We start from the raw sequence: 17,438 nt of genomic DNA on the forward strand, positions 1-17,438 counted from the left end.
TGTGATGAGGGGAGCAATTTTCTTTTTTGTTTTTTGTTTAGAAAATAAAAAGAGTCTAACAATAAGATGGATACAGTGTTATCTACATACGTTGCGCTTTGCAACGGTGATTATATAACAGCAAAATAGAAGGGAGCTTTTTCATGACTAAGTATATTTTTGTAACAGGCGGTGTAGTATCGTCTCTAGGAAAAGGTATTACAGCAGCATCTCTTGGAAGACTTTTAAAAAATCGTGGTTTAAACGTAACGATTCAAAAGTTTGATCCATACATTAACGTAGACCCAGGGACTATGAGCCCATACCAACACGGTGAGGTATTCGTAACAGATGATGGTGCAGAAACTGACTTAGACCTTGGTCACTATGAGCGTTTCATCGACATCAATTTAAATAAATACAGCAACGTAACAACAGGTAAAATTTACTCTTCAGTTCTTCAAAAAGAGCGTCGTGGTGAATACCTAGGAGGAACAGTTCAAGTTATTCCTCACATTACTAACGAAATTAAAGAGCGCGTATACCGTTCTGGTCGCGAAACAAACGCGGACGTTGTTATTACAGAAATCGGTGGAACTGTTGGTGACATTGAGTCTCTACCATTCTTAGAAGCAATCCGTCAAATTAAGAGCGACATCGGTCGTGACAATGTAATGTACATTCACTGTACGTTAATCCCGTACTTAAAAGCAGCGGGCGAAATGAAAACAAAACCAACGCAACATAGCGTTAAAGAGCTTCGCAGTTTAGGTATTCAACCAAATATTATCGTTGTTCGTACAGAAATGCCTGTTTCTCAAGATATGAAAGACAAGCTTGCATTATTCTGTGACATTGATACAAAAGCAGTTATTGAAGCACGCGATGCAGATACTTTATATGCAGTTCCATTATCTCTTCAAGAGCAAAATATGGACCAAATCGTTTGCGATCACTTAAAATTAGACAATCCAGCTGCAGATATGACAGAGTGGACTGCGCTAGTTGAAAAAGTGCGTAACCTTTCTAAGAAAACAAAAATCGCTCTTGTTGGTAAGTACGTAGAGCTTCAAGATGCATACATTTCTGTTGTAGAAGCACTTCGTCATGCAGGTTACTCTTTCGACACAGATGTAGAAGTGAAATGGGTAAATGCTGAGCACGTAACAGCAGAGAACGTACAAGAATTAGTAGGAGATACAGATGGTATCCTTGTACCAGGTGGCTTCGGTGATCGTGGTGTAGAAGGTAAAATCGTTGCAATTCAATATGCTCGTGAAAACAAAGTTCCATTCCTAGGAATTTGCTTAGGTATGCAACTTGCATCAATCGAATTCGCACGTAACGTATTAGGATTAGAAGGAGCTAACTCTTCTGAAATCAATCCTGACACACCTTATGCAATCATCGACTTATTACCAGAACAAAAAGATGTAGAAGACTTAGGTGGTACACTTCGTCTTGGTCTATATCCATGTAAGCTTGCTGAAGAAACAAATGCTTACAACGCTTACAATGAGCCGGTTGTATATGAGCGTCATCGTCATCGTTATGAGTTCAACAATCAATTCCGTCCGGATATGGAAAAAGCAGGATTTGTATTCTCTGGTACAAGCCCAGACGGCCGTTTAGTTGAAATCGTTGAATTGAAAGATCACCCTTGGTTCGTAGCAGCACAGTTCCACCCAGAACTTGTTTCTCGTCCAAACCGTCCACAACCATTGTTCCATGACTTCGTAAGAGCGTCTATTACGAATAAAGAGAGCAAGTAATAAAAAATAAAGCCGGCACTTTTAAAGTGCCGGCTTTATTTTTTGTAATGTTGATTTAAGATGCTGCAAGGTGTTGACAAAGTTCCTCATAAGCAACATTGATTTTTTTCATTTTTTCCTCTGATCCATTTCCTGTATCAGGGTGATATTTCTTGGCTAAAGTTCTATACTGTTTTTTAATAATATTCATATCTCTTGTATCTGTAGGTAATTCTAGAATTTCAAGAAGTATAGAAACTCTAGAATCATTATTCTCAGAGGTAATCCAGTCCATGTGAGTTTCGATTGTTTCTTCAGCAATCACAAATATCTCTCTAAATTTATCAACGAATAGGGGGCCATCATATTTGTTAGAGACAAATATGTTTTGATTTTCGAACTTTGCTATAATACCTCGTTTAATCATCATATTGAAAATAAGAAGGTCTCTCATGAAAATATAGACCTCTATTTTTAATTGTTCATTGAAGTTTGCATCTGATATTTCAGCATACATATGACTAAATGTGTGCACAACACTGATGATGTTGAAATTGGAATTATTTTGATTGAGAAAATTTCCATTTTTATCTACAACAGAGAATGGTTTTCCGTTTATATGAAAAAAGATAGGAACGATACGACGGTCATTTACTTGCTTGAGTTGGATTTCAATATTACCAGTAGAGTTTCGAAGTTGGAGAATACCTTCCTCGTATCCATACAGTAACCCTTGCTCCCCGAAATTAAAGGAGAAGACAGGACCTTTAGCGTAAACATCCCTATCTTCTATATAAAATCCTTCTATAAATTGTCCATCAGGATGGTACCATGAGCCAGATGAATCGTTACGGTTTACTTGGGTACTTCCCCCAGAATCAGAACTAAAACACTTATAAGCAATATAAATTACTATTAAAAATAAAATAAACCCCAATATATTCTCCTTCTTTCTAAGAAATGTAAAATCAAATTCTATTTTATATCATTAAAATGGAATCTTCCAATATAATTTAGGTACAGGAAAAAAGGAATATTAGTAAAAGGGGCGTATTGGTTCATAATAAAATAGAGATTTATAAAAGGACCTAAATTTTAGGTCCTTTTAACGTAAGTTATTCATAATCCTCAATTATTTCATCGATTGTAAATTTGATTCCGTGATATGCAAATAAAGCTATCATTAAGCTTGGGAATCCGTAGCGATTACCTTCATCGTCTGGAATAAGCCCTTTTAACAATTTCGTATCAATATGTACATCTGTATATTGTTCTAGTGATTCATTGCCTTCTTGAATAGCAGAAATGCCGACAATAGAGTGTCCATCTGCTTGAAGTTTTTTTGCTATTGCTACAACTTCTTCATCTGTTGAAAAACGGCTAATAAGAAGTACACGATCTGCAGAAGTTACTTCTACTTCCTTACCATTTTCAAATAGTCGTTTTGCTTGCTTCATTGGTTCAGCACCGAATAGCGCTTCAGCAACAACGCCCTCCATTTCATTTGTACCATGTAAATAAATGAAACCTTCGCCAACTAATGCTTGAGCAAGTAGACGGGCGCTATCTTCTATATTCATTTCCTCTTTTTGAGAAACTCTGGAGAAATAACCGCTTAATTGGGTTGAAAAAATTTTTAACATAATGTTACTCCCTTCGTACGTGTTTACCGGCTTTCATTATAGTTTATTTTTTTAGAAAGGTGAAATCGAAGGTGGCATAACAAAATGGGAAACGGTAAAATAAGAAAGAAATAGGAAGGAATTTGGTAAAGAATAGCGAAAATTAATCGTTAAGATATAAGAAGCTTTAAATCTTGTACTTACACAGAAAGGTTGGGAGTTATGGAAGGGAAAATTTTAATCGTTGATGATCAATATGGCATTCGTGTGTTATTACATGAAGTGTTCCAAAAAGAAGGTTATCAGACATTCCAAGCAGCGAATGGATTTCAAGCTTTAGATATCGTGAAAAAAGATAATCCAGATTTAGTTGTGTTAGATATGAAAATTCCAGGTATGGATGGTATAGAGATTTTAAAGCATGTAAAAGAAATTGATGAGAGTATTAAAGTGATTTTAATGACTGCTTATGGAGAGCTTGATATGATCCAAGAAGCAAAAGATTTAGGTGCTTTAATGCATTTTGCTAAACCATTTGATATTGATGAAATTCGTCAAGCGGTGAGAAATGAGCTCGCTGTAGAGGCTTAAAAATGAATTTTTTATAAAAAATATGGAAAAAAGCGTTTACATGGACTATTGTGCAGGTGAATACGGTTGAGTTTTTGAGTACAAGTTGTTATCCTATTGAGTGTAGAAAAAAGTCCGGTATGTAGATATACATATTTTACCTTATTCTGGTCATACTACCAGCGATAAGAACTTATCGGATACAAAAAACGTTTTTTAGGAGGATTCACCATGCCTTTAGTTTCTATGAAAGAAATGCTAAACAAAGCACTAGAAGGAAAATACGCAGTTGGTCAATTCAACATGAACAACTTAGAGTGGACTCAAGCTATCTTAGCTGCTGCGGAAGAAGAAAAATCTCCTGTAATCCTAGGTGTATCTGAGGGTGCAGCTCGTCATATGACTGGTTTCAAAACAGTTGTAGCTATGGTTAAAGCTTTAATCGAAGAAATGAACATCACTGTTCCTGTAGCGATTCACCTTGACCATGGTTCAAGCTTCGAAAAATGTAAAGAAGCAATCGATGCAGGTTTCACATCTGTAATGATCGACGCTTCTCACCACCCATTCGAAGAAAACGTAGAAACTACTAAAAAAGTAGTAGAATACGCACACGCTCGTAACGTATCTGTTGAAGCTGAGCTTGGAACAGTTGGCGGACAAGAAGACGACGTAATCGCTGAAGGCGTAATTTACGCTGACCCAGCTGAGTGTAAGCACCTTGTTGAAGCAACAGGTATCGATTGCCTAGCTCCAGCTTTAGGTTCTGTACACGGTCCTTACAAAGGTGAGCCTAACTTAGGATTCGCTGAAATGGAACAAGTTCGTGACTTCACTGGCGTACCTTTAGTATTACACGGTGGTACTGGTATCCCAACTGCTGATATCGAAAAAGCTATCTCTTTAGGTACTTCAAAAATCAACGTAAACACTGAGAACCAAATTGAGTTTACAAAAGCTGTTCGTGAAGTATTAAACAAAGACCAAGAAGTTTACGATCCTCGTAAATTTATCGGACCTGGCCGCGACGCTATCAAAGCAACTGTTATTGGTAAAATTCGCGAATTCGGTTCTAACGGTAAAGCGTAAGAATAAAATTCCGTTTTGGAAACCGTCTACTCTTTTAGACGGTTTCCTTTCGTTGTATAATGAAAGCGTGAACAAGTCTAAAGATTTTATCATTTTGTTTTTGAAATAGAAAATAATGTGCATAGTCCTATTAATAAATGTGATAATGTATCTAAATTGATAAAGTAAATTCGATAAATAGTTAATCTTTATCTTTTTGTATTACAGGAGAAATGAAGATGATGGTTTCCTATTTATTGAGTGTTAGGGTGGAAAGAGTGATTGAGATTCTTAAGGGGGAGCTTTCTATAAAAATATAGAAAGTAAATACATTCACAAGAAGGGAGCTCAATATGGAAAAATTGCTAATTGAAGGCGGAAGAGCTTTAAATGGAACAATTCGTGTGAGTGGTGCAAAGAACAGCGCCGTTGCACTAATTCCAGCGACAATTTTAGCAGATACTCCAGTAACTATTGGTGGTGTCCCTAATATTTCGGACGTGAAAATGTTAGGAGACTTACTAGAGGAAATTGGAGGAAGAGTAACGTATGGACAGGAGGAAGAGATGGTAGTCGATCCTTCTAACATGGTTGCAATGCCTTTACCAAATGGAAAAGTGAAAAAATTGCGTGCTTCTTATTATTTAATGGGTGCGATGCTTGGCCGTTTTAAAAAAGCTGTTATTGGGCTTCCAGGTGGATGTCACTTAGGACCGAGGCCGATTGATCAGCACATTAAAGGATTTGAAGCGTTAGGTGCACATGTTACGAATGAACAAGGTGCTATCTATTTAAGAGCAGATGAACTACGAGGGGCACGTATTTATTTAGATGTTGTTAGTGTAGGAGCTACGATTAATATTATGCTAGCAGCTGTACGAGCGAAAGGTAGAACTGTTATTGAAAACGCAGCGAAAGAACCAGAGATTATTGATGTAGCTACATTGTTAACTAGCATGGGAGCACGCATTAAAGGTGCTGGTACAGATGTAATCCGAATTGATGGTGTGGATTCATTGCACGGTTGTCATCATACGATCATTCCAGATCGTATTGAAGCGGGTACGTATATGATTTTAGGTGCTGCGTCAGGAGGAGAAGTAACAGTTGATAATGTTATTCCTCAGCATTTGGAGTCAGTTACTGCAAAATTAAGAGAAACTGGTGTCCAAGTTGAAACGAATGATGACCAGATTACAGTGAACGGTGATAGAAGATTAAAAGTAGTTGATATAAAAACGCTTGTATATCCAGGTTTCCCAACAGATTTACAACAGCCATTTACAACACTTTTAACAAAGGCGCATGGAACGGGTGTTGTAACGGATACGATTTATGGCGCACGTTTTAAACATATTGATGAATTACGTCGCATGAATGCGCAAATTAAAGTAGAAGGTCGGTCAGCTATCGTAACTGGTCCTGTTTTATTACAAGGTGCAAAAGTGAAAGCGAGTGATTTGCGAGCTGGAGCAGCTCTTGTTATTGCAGGATTGATGGCGGATGGAATTACAGAAGTAACCGGACTTGAGCATATTGATCGTGGCTATGAAAATATAGTAGACAAGCTTAAAGGGCTTGGTGCAAACATTTGGCGAGAACAAATGACAAAGCAAGAAATTGAAGAAATGAAGAACGCATAAGTGATACTTCCGCGAGGGGGAAGCGAAGCATCACTACTTGCGGAAGTACACTTTATAGAAAAACACGGTTCACAAAATACGGCAGAAATATAAAGACTTAAAGGAGAGGGATTATCGTGGAAAGAAGTTTATCTATGGAGTTAGTACGTGTAACAGAGGCTGCAGCTTTATCATCAGCGCGTTGGATGGGACGCGGGAAAAAGGATGAGGCAGACGGTGCAGCAACATCAGCTATGCGTGATGTATTTGATACAATTCCGATGAAAGGTACAGTTGTAATTGGTGAAGGTGAAATGGATGAAGCACCAATGCTATATATCGGAGAAAAATTAGGTACAGGATATGGTCCGCGTGTAGACGTTGCAGTTGATCCTTTAGAAGGGACAAACATTGTAGCAGCTGGTGGATGGAATGCTCTTGCTGTTATTGCAATTGCAGATCATGGTAATTTGTTACATGCTCCTGACATGTACATGGATAAAATCGCGGTTGGCCCAGAAGCAGTTGGGGCGGTCGATATTGATGCGCCTATTATCGATAACTTACGTGCAGTTGCGAAAGCGAAAAACAAAGATATTGAAGATGTTGTAGCGACAGTTTTAAACCGTCCACGTCATCAAGCAATTATTGAAGAAATTCGTAAAGCTGGTGCTCGCATTAAATTGATTAATGATGGAGACGTAGCTGGTGCAATCAACACCGCATTTGATCGTACAGGTGTAGATATTTTATTCGGCTCTGGTGGCGCGCCTGAGGGTGTGTTAGCAGCAGTTGCATTAAAATGTTTAGGTGGAGAAATTCACGGGAAATTATTACCACAAAACGAAGCTGAATTGGCGCGTTGCAAAAAGATGGGCATAGAAGATATCAACCGCATCCTTCGCATGGAGGACTTAGTAAAAGGTGACGATGCAATCTTCGCAGCAACAGGCGTAACAGACGGAGAACTACTACGCGGCGTTCAATTTAAAGGTAGCGTAGGAACAACACAATCCCTTGTTATGCGCGCAAAATCAGGCACAGTACGCTTCGTAGACGGACGTCACAGCTTAAATAAAAAACCGAACTTGGTTATTAAGTAAAAAGCGGAGGTGGCTTGCTCAGAAGGGGAAGGCATTGGAACTCCTGACGAAGAGGCGTTTTGTGCCTCGTAGGAAGAAGTGAAGTCACCGACCATTCTAGCTGCTGAAGCTGGATTAAATAAAAAGCGAAGACAAATTTTCTTGTCTTCGCTTCTTGTATTTGTGTTTCAACGTATTGATTAAAACTAGATAAAAGGGTTACAATAGTGAATATTACCCTACTTGAACTTATTGCCTTTCATTATTAATTATTTGCCTTCCGTATTTTTTCCCTTTACCCATGTGAAAAGAGAATAACGTTAAAGTGTGGTGTCTGAATGAATTTGTCAATTGCAGCATTAGAAAACATGAAATTAAAAGAGTTATACGAGCTTGCGAAAGAATTTAAAATTTCGTATTATAGCAAATTAACGAAAAAAGAGTTAATCTTCGCCATTTTAAAAGCTCGAGCAGAAAAAGAAGGTTTCTTCTTCATGGAAGGCGTATTAGAAATTATTCAATCAGAAGGATTTGGATTCCTACGTCCTATCAACTACTCTCCAAGCTCAGAAGATATTTATATCTCAGCTTCGCAAATTCGTCGTTTCGATTTACGTAATGGAGATAAGGTTTCTGGTAAAGTACGACCTCCGAAAGAAAATGAACGCTACTTTGGATTATTACAAGTTGAAGCTGTAAACGGAGATGATCCAGAGTCAGCAAAAGAGCGTGTGCATTTCCCTGCATTAACACCATTATACCCAGATCGCCAAATGAAATTGGAAACGGAACCGAAAAAGTTACCGACACGCATCATGGATTTAATTGCACCAGTTGGATTTGGACAACGTGGTTTAATTGTCGCGCCTCCAAAGGCTGGTAAAACTAGTCTATTAAAAGAAATCGCACACAGTGTTACAACAAATCATCCGGAAGCTGAATTAATTGTCCTTTTAATTGATGAGCGTCCAGAGGAAGTAACAGATATTGAACGTTCTGTTAAAGGAGATGTTGTAAGCTCTACTTTTGATGAAGTACCAGAAAATCATATTAAAGTAGCAGAACTTGTGTTAGAACGTGCAATGCGTCTTGTAGAGCACAAAAAAGATGTTATCATTTTAATGGATAGTATTACCCGTTTAGCGCGAGCTTACAACCTTGTTATTCCGCCAAGTGGTAGAACATTATCGGGTGGTATCGACCCAGCTGCCTTCCATAGACCGAAGCGTTTCTTTGGAGCTGCACGTAATATCGAAGAAGGCGGTAGCTTAACAATTTTAGCAACAGCTCTTGTTGATACAGGATCTCGTATGGACGATGTAATTTACGAAGAATTTAAAGGAACTGGAAATATGGAACTTCATTTAGATCGTTCATTAGCTGAGCGTCGTATCTTCCCGGCAATTGATATTCGCCGTTCTGGTACACGTAAAGAGGATCTATTAATTCCGAAAGAACATTTAGACAAGCTATGGGGTATTCGTAAAACAATGCGTGATACACCAGACTTTGTTGAAGGTTTCTTACGTAAACTTCGTCAAACAAAGACAAATGAAGAATTTTTACAAAACATTGTTGCAGATTCGAAAAGATATGTAACAACGAAGTAAAGGGAAAAGATTGGGACTCGCTTATTTTATGGTAAGCGAGTTTTTTATGTTTTTTAGGTGATCTTAAAGAGAGATGAGTGGAAGGGCATTAGTTGGTTCTAGTTGGATGAGCGGCCTCCATTTTAAGATAATATCCAGCTCCAGCGGCTAGAATGGTCGGTGGCTTCGCGTCTTCCTACGAGGCAAAAAGCGCCTCTACGTCAGAAGCTCCATCCCCCTCCCATTCTGAACGAGCCGCTTGCGCTTTTAAATTGTATCTAGTTCCGACGGCTAGCTCTTCGTGTCTAAGAACCTCCGCTACTTAAGGTAAAAAGCACCATTTGTGCGAGAGAACCTTAGCCAGTCAGAGCTGAACGAGCCGTCTCCACTTTAAAGATAATATCCAGCTTCAGCGGCTAGAATGGTCGGTGGCTTCGCGTCTTCCTACGAGGCAAAAAGCGCTTCAAGGTCGAGAGTTCCAAATAGCCTGCGATTCTGAACGAGCCGCTTCTGCTTTTAAATGATATCCAGTTCCGATGGCTAGCTCTTCGCATCTAAGAACCTTCCGCCCGAAAGGTAAAAAGCACCTTTAGGTCGAAAGAACCTTAGCTGGTCAGAGCTGAGCGAGCCACCTCCACTTTAAATTTCAAAAGACAAAAACAGGTAGTTGCAAAATGAAGTTAGCCTTGTTATAATTTCATCATATGTGTTTCATCAATATAGTTGTGTATGCAGCTGAAGATGAAAAACTCTGTTTCGAAAATGATTCAGGGCGGAAGGAGATGAAAAGAATGAAAGCAGGAATTCACCCAGATTACAAGAAAGTTGTATTCATGGACACAAACACAGGCTTCAAATTCTTAAGCGGATCTACTAGAGGATCTAACGAAACTGTTGAGTGGGAAGATGGTAACACTTATCCATTACTAAAAGTTGAGATCAGTTCTGATTCTCACCCATTCTACACTGGACGTCAGAAGTTTGCTACTGCAGACGGACGCGTTGACCGCTTCAATAAGAAATACGGTCTTAAGTAATAAAAACATAAAACAGGCAAGTGTATCTATTCGCTTGTCTGTTTTTTTTGCGAAAATATTATACCTTTACCCTACTTTTAATTAAAAAGTAGATGAAAGGAGAGCTTCATGTACTTAATAAATCAGAACGGTTGGATTGAAGTGATTTGCGGTAGTATGTTTTCTGGTAAATCAGAAGAGCTTATCCGCCGTGTGCGTCGTACGCAATTTGCGAAACAACATGCAATTGTATTTAAACCATGTATTGATAATCGCTATAGTGAAGAAGACGTTGTATCACATAACGGATTAAAGGTAAAAGCAGTTCCTGTTTCAGCTTCAAAAGATATATTTGAACATATCACTGAAGAAATGGATGTAATTGCAATCGATGAGGTGCAATTCTTTGATGGGGACATTGTGGAAGTGGTGCAAGTATTGGCAAATCGTGGCTATCGTGTCATTGTAGCTGGTTTAGACCAAGATTTCCGTGGTCTACCATTTGGACAAGTTCCTCAGCTGATGGCGATTGCTGAACATGTAACAAAACTACAAGCAGTATGTTCTGCATGTGGATCTCCGGCAAGTCGTACACAACGATTAATTGATGGAGAACCAGCGGCATTTGATGATCCGATTATTTTAGTTGGTGCTTCAGAATCGTATGAACCACGCTGTCGTCATTGTCATGCAGTTCCTACAAACAAAGATAAGTAAAACTCGCTGCGCAAGGCGGGTTTTTTTCAGAATAGAGAGTGTGAGTGGTGTGAGCCACTTGCGCTTTAAGTTGTAATATCTAGCTCCAGCGGCTAGAATCTCCGGCCATTTCACTCTCTCGCTTGAAGCAAAAAGCGCTTCAAGGTCGAGAGTTCCAATGGCCTGCGATTCTGAGCAAGCCGCTTACGCTTTTAAATATAATTTGCGTTTTTTTGAGTAAGTACCATATACTATTTGTATTAGATACTAGGATGTAGAGGTGAATGATGTGTTAGATCGTTTGCAAGCTGTAGAAAATCGTTATGAGAAGTTAAATGAATTGCTAAGCGACCCAGCAATTATTAGTGATTCAAATAAGCTTCGTGAATATTCAAAGGAACAGTCTGATATACAGGAAACGGTAGAGGTGTATCGTGAGTATAAGGATGTTCGTGAGCAATTAAAAGATGCGAAAGCAATGTTAGAAGATAAGTTAGACGCAGAAATGCGTGAAATGGTAAAAGAAGAGGTTTCTGAGTTAGAATCACAAGAAAAAACATTATCAGAGCGTCTGAAAATTTTACTTGTACCAAAAGACCCTAACGATGATAAGAACGTTATCGTTGAGGTTCGTGGAGCTGCTGGTGGCGACGAGGCCGCTTTATTTGCTGGTGACTTATATCGTATGTATAGCCGTTATGCTGAGGTGCAAGGTTGGAAAACGGAGATTATCGAGGCTAGCTATACAGAGTTAGGTGGATATAAAGAGATTATCTTTATGATTAACGGTAAAGGTGCTTTCGCGAAGCTGAAATTCGAGAATGGCGCTCACCGTGTACAACGTGTTCCTGAAACGGAATCTGGTGGACGTATCCATACATCTACAGCAACTGTAGCTGTATTACCAGAGGCAGAAGAAGTAGAAATTGATATTCATGAGAAAGATGTTCGTGTTGATACATTCGCTTCTAGTGGACCTGGTGGACAGAGCGTTAATACAACGATGTCAGCGGTACGTTTAACGCATTTACCGACTGGTGTAGTTGTATCATGTCAGGATGAGAAATCACAAATTAAGAATAAAGAAAAAGCGATGAAAGTATTACGCGCACGTGTTTATGATAAGTTTAGACAAGAAGCACAAGCTGAGTATGATCAAAACCGTAAACAAGCTGTTGGTACGGGTGATCGTTCAGAGCGTATTCGTACGTATAACTTCCCGCAAAACCGTGTTACAGACCATCGAATCGGTTTAACGATTCAAAAGTTAGATCAAATCTTACAAGGTAAGTTAGATGATTTCATCAATGCCTTAGTAATGGAAGATCAGGCTCAAAGGATGGAGGCAGCTGAGTAATGCGTGTCTATGAAGCCCTGAAATGGGCTTCTTCTTTTTTACAGGAGAATGGACGAGATGAAAATGCGGGAGAAATTGTCCTTTGTCATGTATTAAAGACGAATAGAACAGGATTATTGATGAACATGCGTGAAGAAATAACTGCGGAACAAGAAAAAAGTTTTACAGAGTTTATCCACAAGCATGTAGAAGGTATTCCTATTCAATATATGATTGGTCATGAAATGTTTTATGGAAGATCGTTCTTTGTGAATGAAGAAGTATTAATACCAAGACCAGAAACAGAAGAGCTTATAGTAGGAGTGTTAGAAAGAATCGAGCGTCATTTTGGTGATGAGAAAATACATGTAGCAGATATTGGTACAGGTAGCGGAGCAATTTCGATTACACTTGCTTTAGAAAATAAAAATCTTCATGTGTATACGGTAGATATTGCGCAGGAGTCGATTGAAGTTGCAAAAGAAAATGCGAAAACTTTGGGCGCAGAAGTAACGTTCTATCATGGTGATTTATTATCACCATTTTATGAAACGGGTCAAAAGTTAGATGTTGTTGTTTCAAATCCTCCATATATACCGGAAGAAGATTGGCGTGGTCTTTCTCCAGTGGTGAAAGAGCATGAGCCAAAGAGAGCGCTTGTTGGTGGTGAAGACGGATTAGATTTCTATCGCCGCTTTATGGAAGAGTTGCCGAATGTGTTGCAGAAGAAAGCAATTGTCGCATTTGAAATTGGAGTAGGGCAAGGTGAGGACGTGAAAGGGCTGTTACAACAAGCATTTCCACATGCTCATGTTGAGGTTGTTTTTGATATTAATGGAAAAGATCGTATGGTATTTGCGGAGATGGAGTAAGGTTTACACCTTACTCTATTTTTTTTGTGGAAAAATTCATATAGATTTTGAATTTAATAGTTTAGAAAGATGAAAGTCTGTCCACACTGTTTGTAGAAGGGACGGTGGAGGAAATGAAAAAACAAGTTATTGCTTATCTTCTTCTATTATTAATTGGTGCACAGTTACTTGTGCAGTTTGGATATATGAAAGCTGATGCGAAAGGGCCTTCAGTTATTCCGAAAGAGGCCGTTCGATTACGGATTTTAGCAAATAGTGATTCAGATAAAGACCAGGCGTTAAAGCGCAAAGTGCGTGATGAAGTAAAAGCACAAATTGATGGATGGGTAGCTGATTTAACTTCATTTGAAGAGGCACGCAAGGTCATTCAAAGTCATATTCCAGAAATCGAAAAAACAGTAGCAAATACGTTGAAAAAAGAAGGAAGTAAAGATTCATTTCAAGTGAAATTCAGTAAAAATGTAAAGTTTCCTACAAAGGTATATGGGAATTTTATTTATCCGGCAGGGGAATATGAAGCAGTCTTAATTACAATTGGGGAAGGTGAAGGGGCAAACTGGTGGTGTGTACTATTTCCACCAATGTGTTTCTTAGATTTTTCAAATGGTACAGCTGTAAGGAAAGAAGAACATGTTGTGAAGGCTGAATCTCCTGAAGAGGAGCAAGTGAAACAAATAGATGATGAAGAAGTAGTAAATGCAGAAGAGAAAAAAGGGGATGAGGTGAAAGAAAAGAAAGTTGTAAAGCAGGAAGTCGCAAAAAAAGTAACAGCTTCTGAAAAAAAAGTAGTAAAAAATGAAACGAAAGTAGAAGAACAACCTGCAAGTAAAGAGGAAACAAAAACTGTGGAAAAAGTGGAGAAACCTGTGGAACAAAAACAAGAAAAGCGAAATGAGTATGTAAAAGTAGAAGAGGAAGAAGAAAAGCCGGAAGTTAAGTTATTTATTGTAGAAGCTTTTACATCTTTATTCTCTAAATAGTACTATTCGTAAATCCCTTCTCATATATAAAAAAGAGGAGGGATTTATTATGAAGAAGGTATATTTTGCGACAAAGGCAGATGTGGAAAGATTGCATTCTTTTTTCGGACAAGCTAATAAAAAAGATGATAAAATAAATGAGTTGTACGCACAGTTTATGATTTTGGAAGAGGCGGAAGAAATACGGGCAGTCATTGGATATGAACAAAGTGAAGAAAACGCACTTATTCGTTCTTGTTTATTCACACCTAATGTGGATAAACAGACTTTCTTATATTTTTTTGAAATGTTTTTGCAGTATATGAAAGAAAAAAATATTCGACAATTGTACTTACTAACAAATCATCCACAATCTATAACGATCTTTCAGTTTTTTGACTTTGTTACGATAGAGAAAGAGAACGTACCAGAGGGGATTCGACAGTTAGAACACTTTTGTAAAAATATAAAAGAGCCAAATGCAATAATACTAAATTGTCAGCTATTCACAAAGTTATCCACGGATTAATTAGGTTTATCCACATTTTGTGGATAAACCTTGTTTGTCTTTTGGATAAATCTCATAGTAAACTAAAAATAGACAAGTATTTCAGGGTAGAAAAGGACGTGGGAAAAAATGCATACAAATATGTGGGTTGTGGATAATGTTGTGGAAAGAAAAAAATATTATCCACAGTTACAAGAAGCAGCAAAATTATTAAGGGAAAATGAGGCGATTGCCTTCCCTACAGAAACGGTATATGGACTAGGTGCAAACGCGATGAATGATGAAGCGATTGCGAAAATTTTTGAAGCGAAAGGAAGACCGAGTGATAATCCACTTATTGTCCACATCGGTACAAAATCGCAGTTAGATGGTATTGTGAAGGAAATTCCGCCAGTTGCAGAACAGTTAATGGAGCATTTTTGGCCGGGCCCTTTAACAATTATTTTACCTAGAAAAGAAGGGATTTCAGAGAAGGTAACGGCAGGACTTAATACGGTTGGAGTAAGAATGCCTGATCATCCGGTAGCTCTTGCTCTTATTGAAGAGGCAAATGTACCTGTTGCAGCACCTAGTGCAAATCGTTCAGGTCGTCCAAGTCCGACGTTAGCATCTCACGTATATGAAGATTTAAATGAGAAAATCGCAGGTATTGTAGATGGTGGTGCAACAGGAGTCGGTGTTGAATCGACTGTAATTGATTGTACGAGCGCTGTTCCAACGATATTACGCCCAGGTGGAATTACGAAAGAACAATTGGAAGCGGTGATTGGCACGGTTTCTTTAGATCCGGCTCTAAAGGATGAGAAGGAAAAACCTAAATCACCTGGAATGAAATATACACATTATGCACCGAAAGCGCCGCTAAGTATTGTTGAAGGTTCACGTGAATTTATTCAGCTTATTGTGGATAAGAAAAAGGAAGAAGGATTCAAAGTCGGTGTATTAACGACAGAAGAGTATCAGCATGTATATAGCGCGGATGTTGTATTATCTTGTGGTGTTCGAAGTGATTTAGCTAGCGTTGCGACTAAATTATATGATGTACTTAGAACATTTGATGCAAGTGAAGTGGATGTTATTTTTAGTGAATCATTCCCGAATGAAGGAATAGGGAATGCCATTATGAATCGTTTAACAAAAGCGGCAGGACATCAAATTATTACTGAATGATAAGGTACGATTAGCAAACAGAATATTTCTCCTCGGATAAGCATATTGTGAAGTAGCACGTCCGAGGAGGGACATGAATGACGTTTGAACAGCTAATACCTTTAATAATTATGGCATTCGCCTTAGGGATGGATGCATTTTCGGTGAGTCTTGGTATGGGAATGATGGCCTTAAAGATAAGACAGATCCTGTATATCGGTGTGACGATAGGGATATTTCATATTATCATGCCATTTATTGGGATGGTATTAGGTCGTTTTTTATCAGAGCAGTATGGAGACATTGCACATTTTGCAGGTGCTATTTTATTAATAGGACTAGGATTTTATATTGTGTATTCCTCTATTTTAGAGAATGAAGAGACTAGAACAGCCCCTATTGGAATTAGTTTATTCGTATTTGCATTTGGTGTTAGTATAGATAGTTTTTCAGTAGGGCTTAGTCTTGGTATTTACGGAGCACAGACAGTTATTACGATATTACTCTTTGGATTTATTAGTATGTTATTAGCGTGGACTGGTTTATTCATTGGTAGGCATGCGAAAGGTATGCTCGGTACATATGGTGAGATAGTAGGTGGTATCATTTTGGTTGGATTTGGATTATATCTCCTTTTTCCTATATAATTTTAGGGGGAGGGCGTTATTTTACAAATTTCAATTTTAGGTTGGATTAAATTAATTCGCGAATGGTAAGATAGTTCCTTTCTGTGCATAGTTTTGTTTGTACTATACTGATTGCGCTAAAAAATTAAACATATAGAAAGGATGAGATGGATGACGAGATTGAAGCAAGTTTTTGGTATTATTATTAGTTTTTTTGTTTTTTGGTTTAGTATGCTCGGTGTACAAATGTTTGCTGAGTTTTTAGATATTGAGTCATTGAAGTTTGTTGCAGGGAAAACGGAGGCAGCGCGTGCCTTTTATTCTCCGTATCCATTTATAATTGTTTTTCTTATTACATTGCTTTCCCTATATTTCTTAGTCATTAAGCTTGGGAAACCGAAAAAAGAGAAAGTACCTACTTTAGAGGAGCAGAAAGAAGAGATATAAGGGGGATACTATGTCTAACATTTCTTTGGCAGAAGCTGTAAAATTAAAAAGTGTATTATCGAAAAGAATACATGAATTAGAAGAAGAGATGAACCAAATTGGATTTGTTGAAATTGAAAAAGGTGATACACTTCCAAAACAGACGCGTACATTGGTACAAGTTGAACAGGAGCTAGATGAAGTTCGCGCTGATTTTCGTCTTTTAGGTAAATTAATGTATGAAGCAAATATCCGAAATGAAGTGAATTTCAACGGAGAGAATATAACGATTGTTGAAGCGATAGAACTTGCAACGCAGTTACGTGCAAAAGCTCGAAAGTGTAAAGAGTTTGGCGTGAGTAAGAAAGAAGAACATGTATATTCGTACGGTGAAACATCGTCGCTTGTAAAAGTAGCCATGTTTGATCCTGAAGTATATCGTGTAAAAGGTTTAGAGTTAGAGAGACAAGCTAATAGGTTATCTAACTTAATTAATGCGAAAAACTACGCCATTGAACTAGACTTTGATGGTGAAAAATACTTTTAAACCTTGAAGTGGTGAGACTC

Annotated in this window: 18 protein-coding genes; 16 read left to right on the top strand and 2 right to left on the bottom strand. The window is 38.1% G+C overall.

Going from position 1 to position 17,438, the window contains the following annotated elements; all coding sequences use genetic code 11:
* Positions 1 to 143: 143 nt before the first annotated feature.
* A complete protein-coding gene (gene pyrG / locus LMD38_RS00125; protein ID WP_000170453.1) occupies positions 144 to 1,751 on the top strand; it encodes a CTP synthase in 1,608 nt (535 codons plus the stop codon).
* 55 nt (positions 1,752 to 1,806) lie between these two features.
* Here pyrG and LMD38_RS00130 read toward each other — a convergent pair whose 3' ends face one another.
* On the bottom strand, positions 1,807 to 2,667 hold the full coding sequence (locus LMD38_RS00130) for a J domain-containing protein (RefSeq protein WP_061184178.1): 861 nt from the start codon (positions 2,665 to 2,667) through the stop codon (positions 1,807 to 1,809).
* A gap of 178 nt (positions 2,668 to 2,845) precedes the next feature.
* On the bottom strand, positions 2,846 to 3,373 hold the full coding sequence (locus tag LMD38_RS00135) for a DUF2529 domain-containing protein (protein ID WP_016719006.1): 528 nt from the start codon (positions 3,371 to 3,373) through the stop codon (positions 2,846 to 2,848).
* A gap of 201 nt (positions 3,374 to 3,574) precedes the next feature.
* Here LMD38_RS00135 and spo0F point away from each other — a divergent pair, with 201 nt between their 5' ends.
* The 15 genes from spo0F to LMD38_RS00215 all read left to right on the top strand — a co-directional run bounded on the left by spo0F (position 3,575) and on the right by LMD38_RS00215 (position 17,418).
* Positions 3,575 to 3,943 (top strand): sporulation initiation phosphotransferase Spo0F, encoded by a 369-nt coding sequence (gene spo0F, locus LMD38_RS00140; RefSeq protein ID WP_000398594.1) that lies wholly within the window; start codon positions 3,575 to 3,577, stop codon positions 3,941 to 3,943.
* Positions 3,944 to 4,153: 210 nt separating this feature from the next.
* The gene (locus LMD38_RS00145) at positions 4,154 to 5,011 is read left to right on the top strand and encodes a class II fructose-bisphosphate aldolase (RefSeq protein ID WP_001131850.1); all 858 of its coding nucleotides are present in this window, start codon (positions 4,154 to 4,156) and stop codon (positions 5,009 to 5,011) included.
* A gap of 332 nt (positions 5,012 to 5,343) precedes the next feature.
* Positions 5,344 to 6,633: a UDP-N-acetylglucosamine 1-carboxyvinyltransferase gene (murA, locus tag LMD38_RS00150; RefSeq protein ID WP_228920059.1), complete on the top strand. Its 1,290-nt coding sequence runs from the start codon at positions 5,344 to 5,346 to the stop codon at positions 6,631 to 6,633.
* Positions 6,634 to 6,749: 116 nt separating this feature from the next.
* Entirely contained in the window at positions 6,750 to 7,715 is a 966-nt protein-coding gene (glpX, locus tag LMD38_RS00155) for a class II fructose-bisphosphatase (RefSeq protein ID WP_000442336.1), read from the top strand.
* Positions 7,716 to 8,032: 317 nt separating this feature from the next.
* Positions 8,033 to 9,304 carry a transcription termination factor Rho gene (gene rho, locus LMD38_RS00160; protein ID WP_001053898.1) on the top strand — a complete coding sequence of 424 codons (1,272 nt, stop codon included), beginning with the start codon at positions 8,033 to 8,035 and terminating at the stop codon, positions 9,302 to 9,304.
* A gap of 770 nt (positions 9,305 to 10,074) precedes the next feature.
* Positions 10,075 to 10,320 (top strand): type B 50S ribosomal protein L31, encoded by a 246-nt coding sequence (locus LMD38_RS00170; RefSeq protein WP_000643437.1) that lies wholly within the window; start codon positions 10,075 to 10,077, stop codon positions 10,318 to 10,320.
* A gap of 108 nt (positions 10,321 to 10,428) precedes the next feature.
* A complete protein-coding gene (locus LMD38_RS00175; RefSeq protein ID WP_000280862.1) occupies positions 10,429 to 11,016 on the top strand; it encodes a thymidine kinase in 588 nt (195 codons plus the stop codon).
* Between the two features lie 268 nt (positions 11,017 to 11,284).
* Positions 11,285 to 12,352: a peptide chain release factor 1 gene (gene prfA / locus LMD38_RS00180; protein WP_000887065.1), complete on the top strand. Its 1,068-nt coding sequence runs from the start codon at positions 11,285 to 11,287 to the stop codon at positions 12,350 to 12,352.
* Positions 12,352 to 13,203 carry a peptide chain release factor N(5)-glutamine methyltransferase gene (gene prmC, locus LMD38_RS00185; protein WP_001267033.1) on the top strand — a complete coding sequence of 284 codons (852 nt, stop codon included), beginning with the start codon at positions 12,352 to 12,354 and terminating at the stop codon, positions 13,201 to 13,203. The genes prfA and prmC overlap by 1 nt, the downstream gene beginning before the upstream one ends.
* Before the next feature lie 113 nt (positions 13,204 to 13,316).
* On the top strand, positions 13,317 to 14,183 hold the full coding sequence (gene spoIIR / locus LMD38_RS00190; protein ID WP_228920060.1) for a stage II sporulation protein R: 867 nt from the start codon (positions 13,317 to 13,319) through the stop codon (positions 14,181 to 14,183).
* Positions 14,184 to 14,232: 49 nt separating this feature from the next.
* Entirely contained in the window at positions 14,233 to 14,691 is a 459-nt protein-coding gene (locus tag LMD38_RS00195) for a GNAT family N-acetyltransferase (RefSeq protein ID WP_000758435.1), read from the top strand.
* A 108-nt stretch (positions 14,692 to 14,799) separates the two neighbouring features.
* Positions 14,800 to 15,840 carry an L-threonylcarbamoyladenylate synthase gene (locus LMD38_RS00200; protein ID WP_000557347.1) on the top strand — a complete coding sequence of 347 codons (1,041 nt, stop codon included), beginning with the start codon at positions 14,800 to 14,802 and terminating at the stop codon, positions 15,838 to 15,840.
* A 77-nt stretch (positions 15,841 to 15,917) separates the two neighbouring features.
* Entirely contained in the window at positions 15,918 to 16,466 is a 549-nt protein-coding gene (locus LMD38_RS00205; protein WP_000142468.1) for a manganese efflux pump MntP, read from the top strand.
* Between the two features lie 150 nt (positions 16,467 to 16,616).
* On the top strand, positions 16,617 to 16,892 hold the full coding sequence (locus LMD38_RS00210; RefSeq protein WP_000197468.1) for a DUF3935 domain-containing protein: 276 nt from the start codon (positions 16,617 to 16,619) through the stop codon (positions 16,890 to 16,892).
* 10 nt (positions 16,893 to 16,902) lie between these two features.
* Entirely contained in the window at positions 16,903 to 17,418 is a 516-nt protein-coding gene (locus LMD38_RS00215; RefSeq protein ID WP_228920062.1) for a DIP1984 family protein, read from the top strand.
* Positions 17,419 to 17,438 lie beyond the last annotated feature (20 nt).

Origin of the sequence: Bacillus pacificus (assembly GCF_020861345.1) — a bacterium.
Lineage (GTDB): Bacteria > Bacillota > Bacilli > Bacillales > Bacillaceae_G > Bacillus_A > Bacillus_A pacificus.

Coding starts and splice junctions, on each gene's coding strand:
- pyrG (WP_000170453.1), top strand. CDS start 144: ATGACTAAGTATATTTTTGTAACAGGCGGTGTAGTATCGTCTCTAGGA.
- LMD38_RS00135 (WP_016719006.1), bottom strand. CDS start 3,373: ATGTTAAAAATTTTTTCAACCCAATTAAGCGGTTATTTCTCCAGAGTT.
- spo0F (WP_000398594.1), top strand. CDS start 3,575: ATGGAAGGGAAAATTTTAATCGTTGATGATCAATATGGCATTCGTGTG.
- LMD38_RS00145 (WP_001131850.1), top strand. CDS start 4,154: ATGCCTTTAGTTTCTATGAAAGAAATGCTAAACAAAGCACTAGAAGGA.
- murA (WP_228920059.1), top strand. CDS start 5,344: ATGGAAAAATTGCTAATTGAAGGCGGAAGAGCTTTAAATGGAACAATT.
- rho (WP_001053898.1), top strand. CDS start 8,033: ATGAATTTGTCAATTGCAGCATTAGAAAACATGAAATTAAAAGAGTTA.
- LMD38_RS00170 (WP_000643437.1), top strand. CDS start 10,075: ATGAAAGCAGGAATTCACCCAGATTACAAGAAAGTTGTATTCATGGAC.
- LMD38_RS00175 (WP_000280862.1), top strand. CDS start 10,429: ATGTACTTAATAAATCAGAACGGTTGGATTGAAGTGATTTGCGGTAGT.
- prmC (WP_001267033.1), top strand. CDS start 12,352: ATGCGTGTCTATGAAGCCCTGAAATGGGCTTCTTCTTTTTTACAGGAG.
- spoIIR (WP_228920060.1), top strand. CDS start 13,317: ATGAAAAAACAAGTTATTGCTTATCTTCTTCTATTATTAATTGGTGCA.
- LMD38_RS00195 (WP_000758435.1), top strand. CDS start 14,233: ATGAAGAAGGTATATTTTGCGACAAAGGCAGATGTGGAAAGATTGCAT.
- LMD38_RS00200 (WP_000557347.1), top strand. CDS start 14,800: ATGCATACAAATATGTGGGTTGTGGATAATGTTGTGGAAAGAAAAAAA.
- LMD38_RS00205 (WP_000142468.1), top strand. CDS start 15,918: ATGACGTTTGAACAGCTAATACCTTTAATAATTATGGCATTCGCCTTA.
- LMD38_RS00210 (WP_000197468.1), top strand. CDS start 16,617: ATGACGAGATTGAAGCAAGTTTTTGGTATTATTATTAGTTTTTTTGTT.
- LMD38_RS00215 (WP_228920062.1), top strand. CDS start 16,903: ATGTCTAACATTTCTTTGGCAGAAGCTGTAAAATTAAAAAGTGTATTA.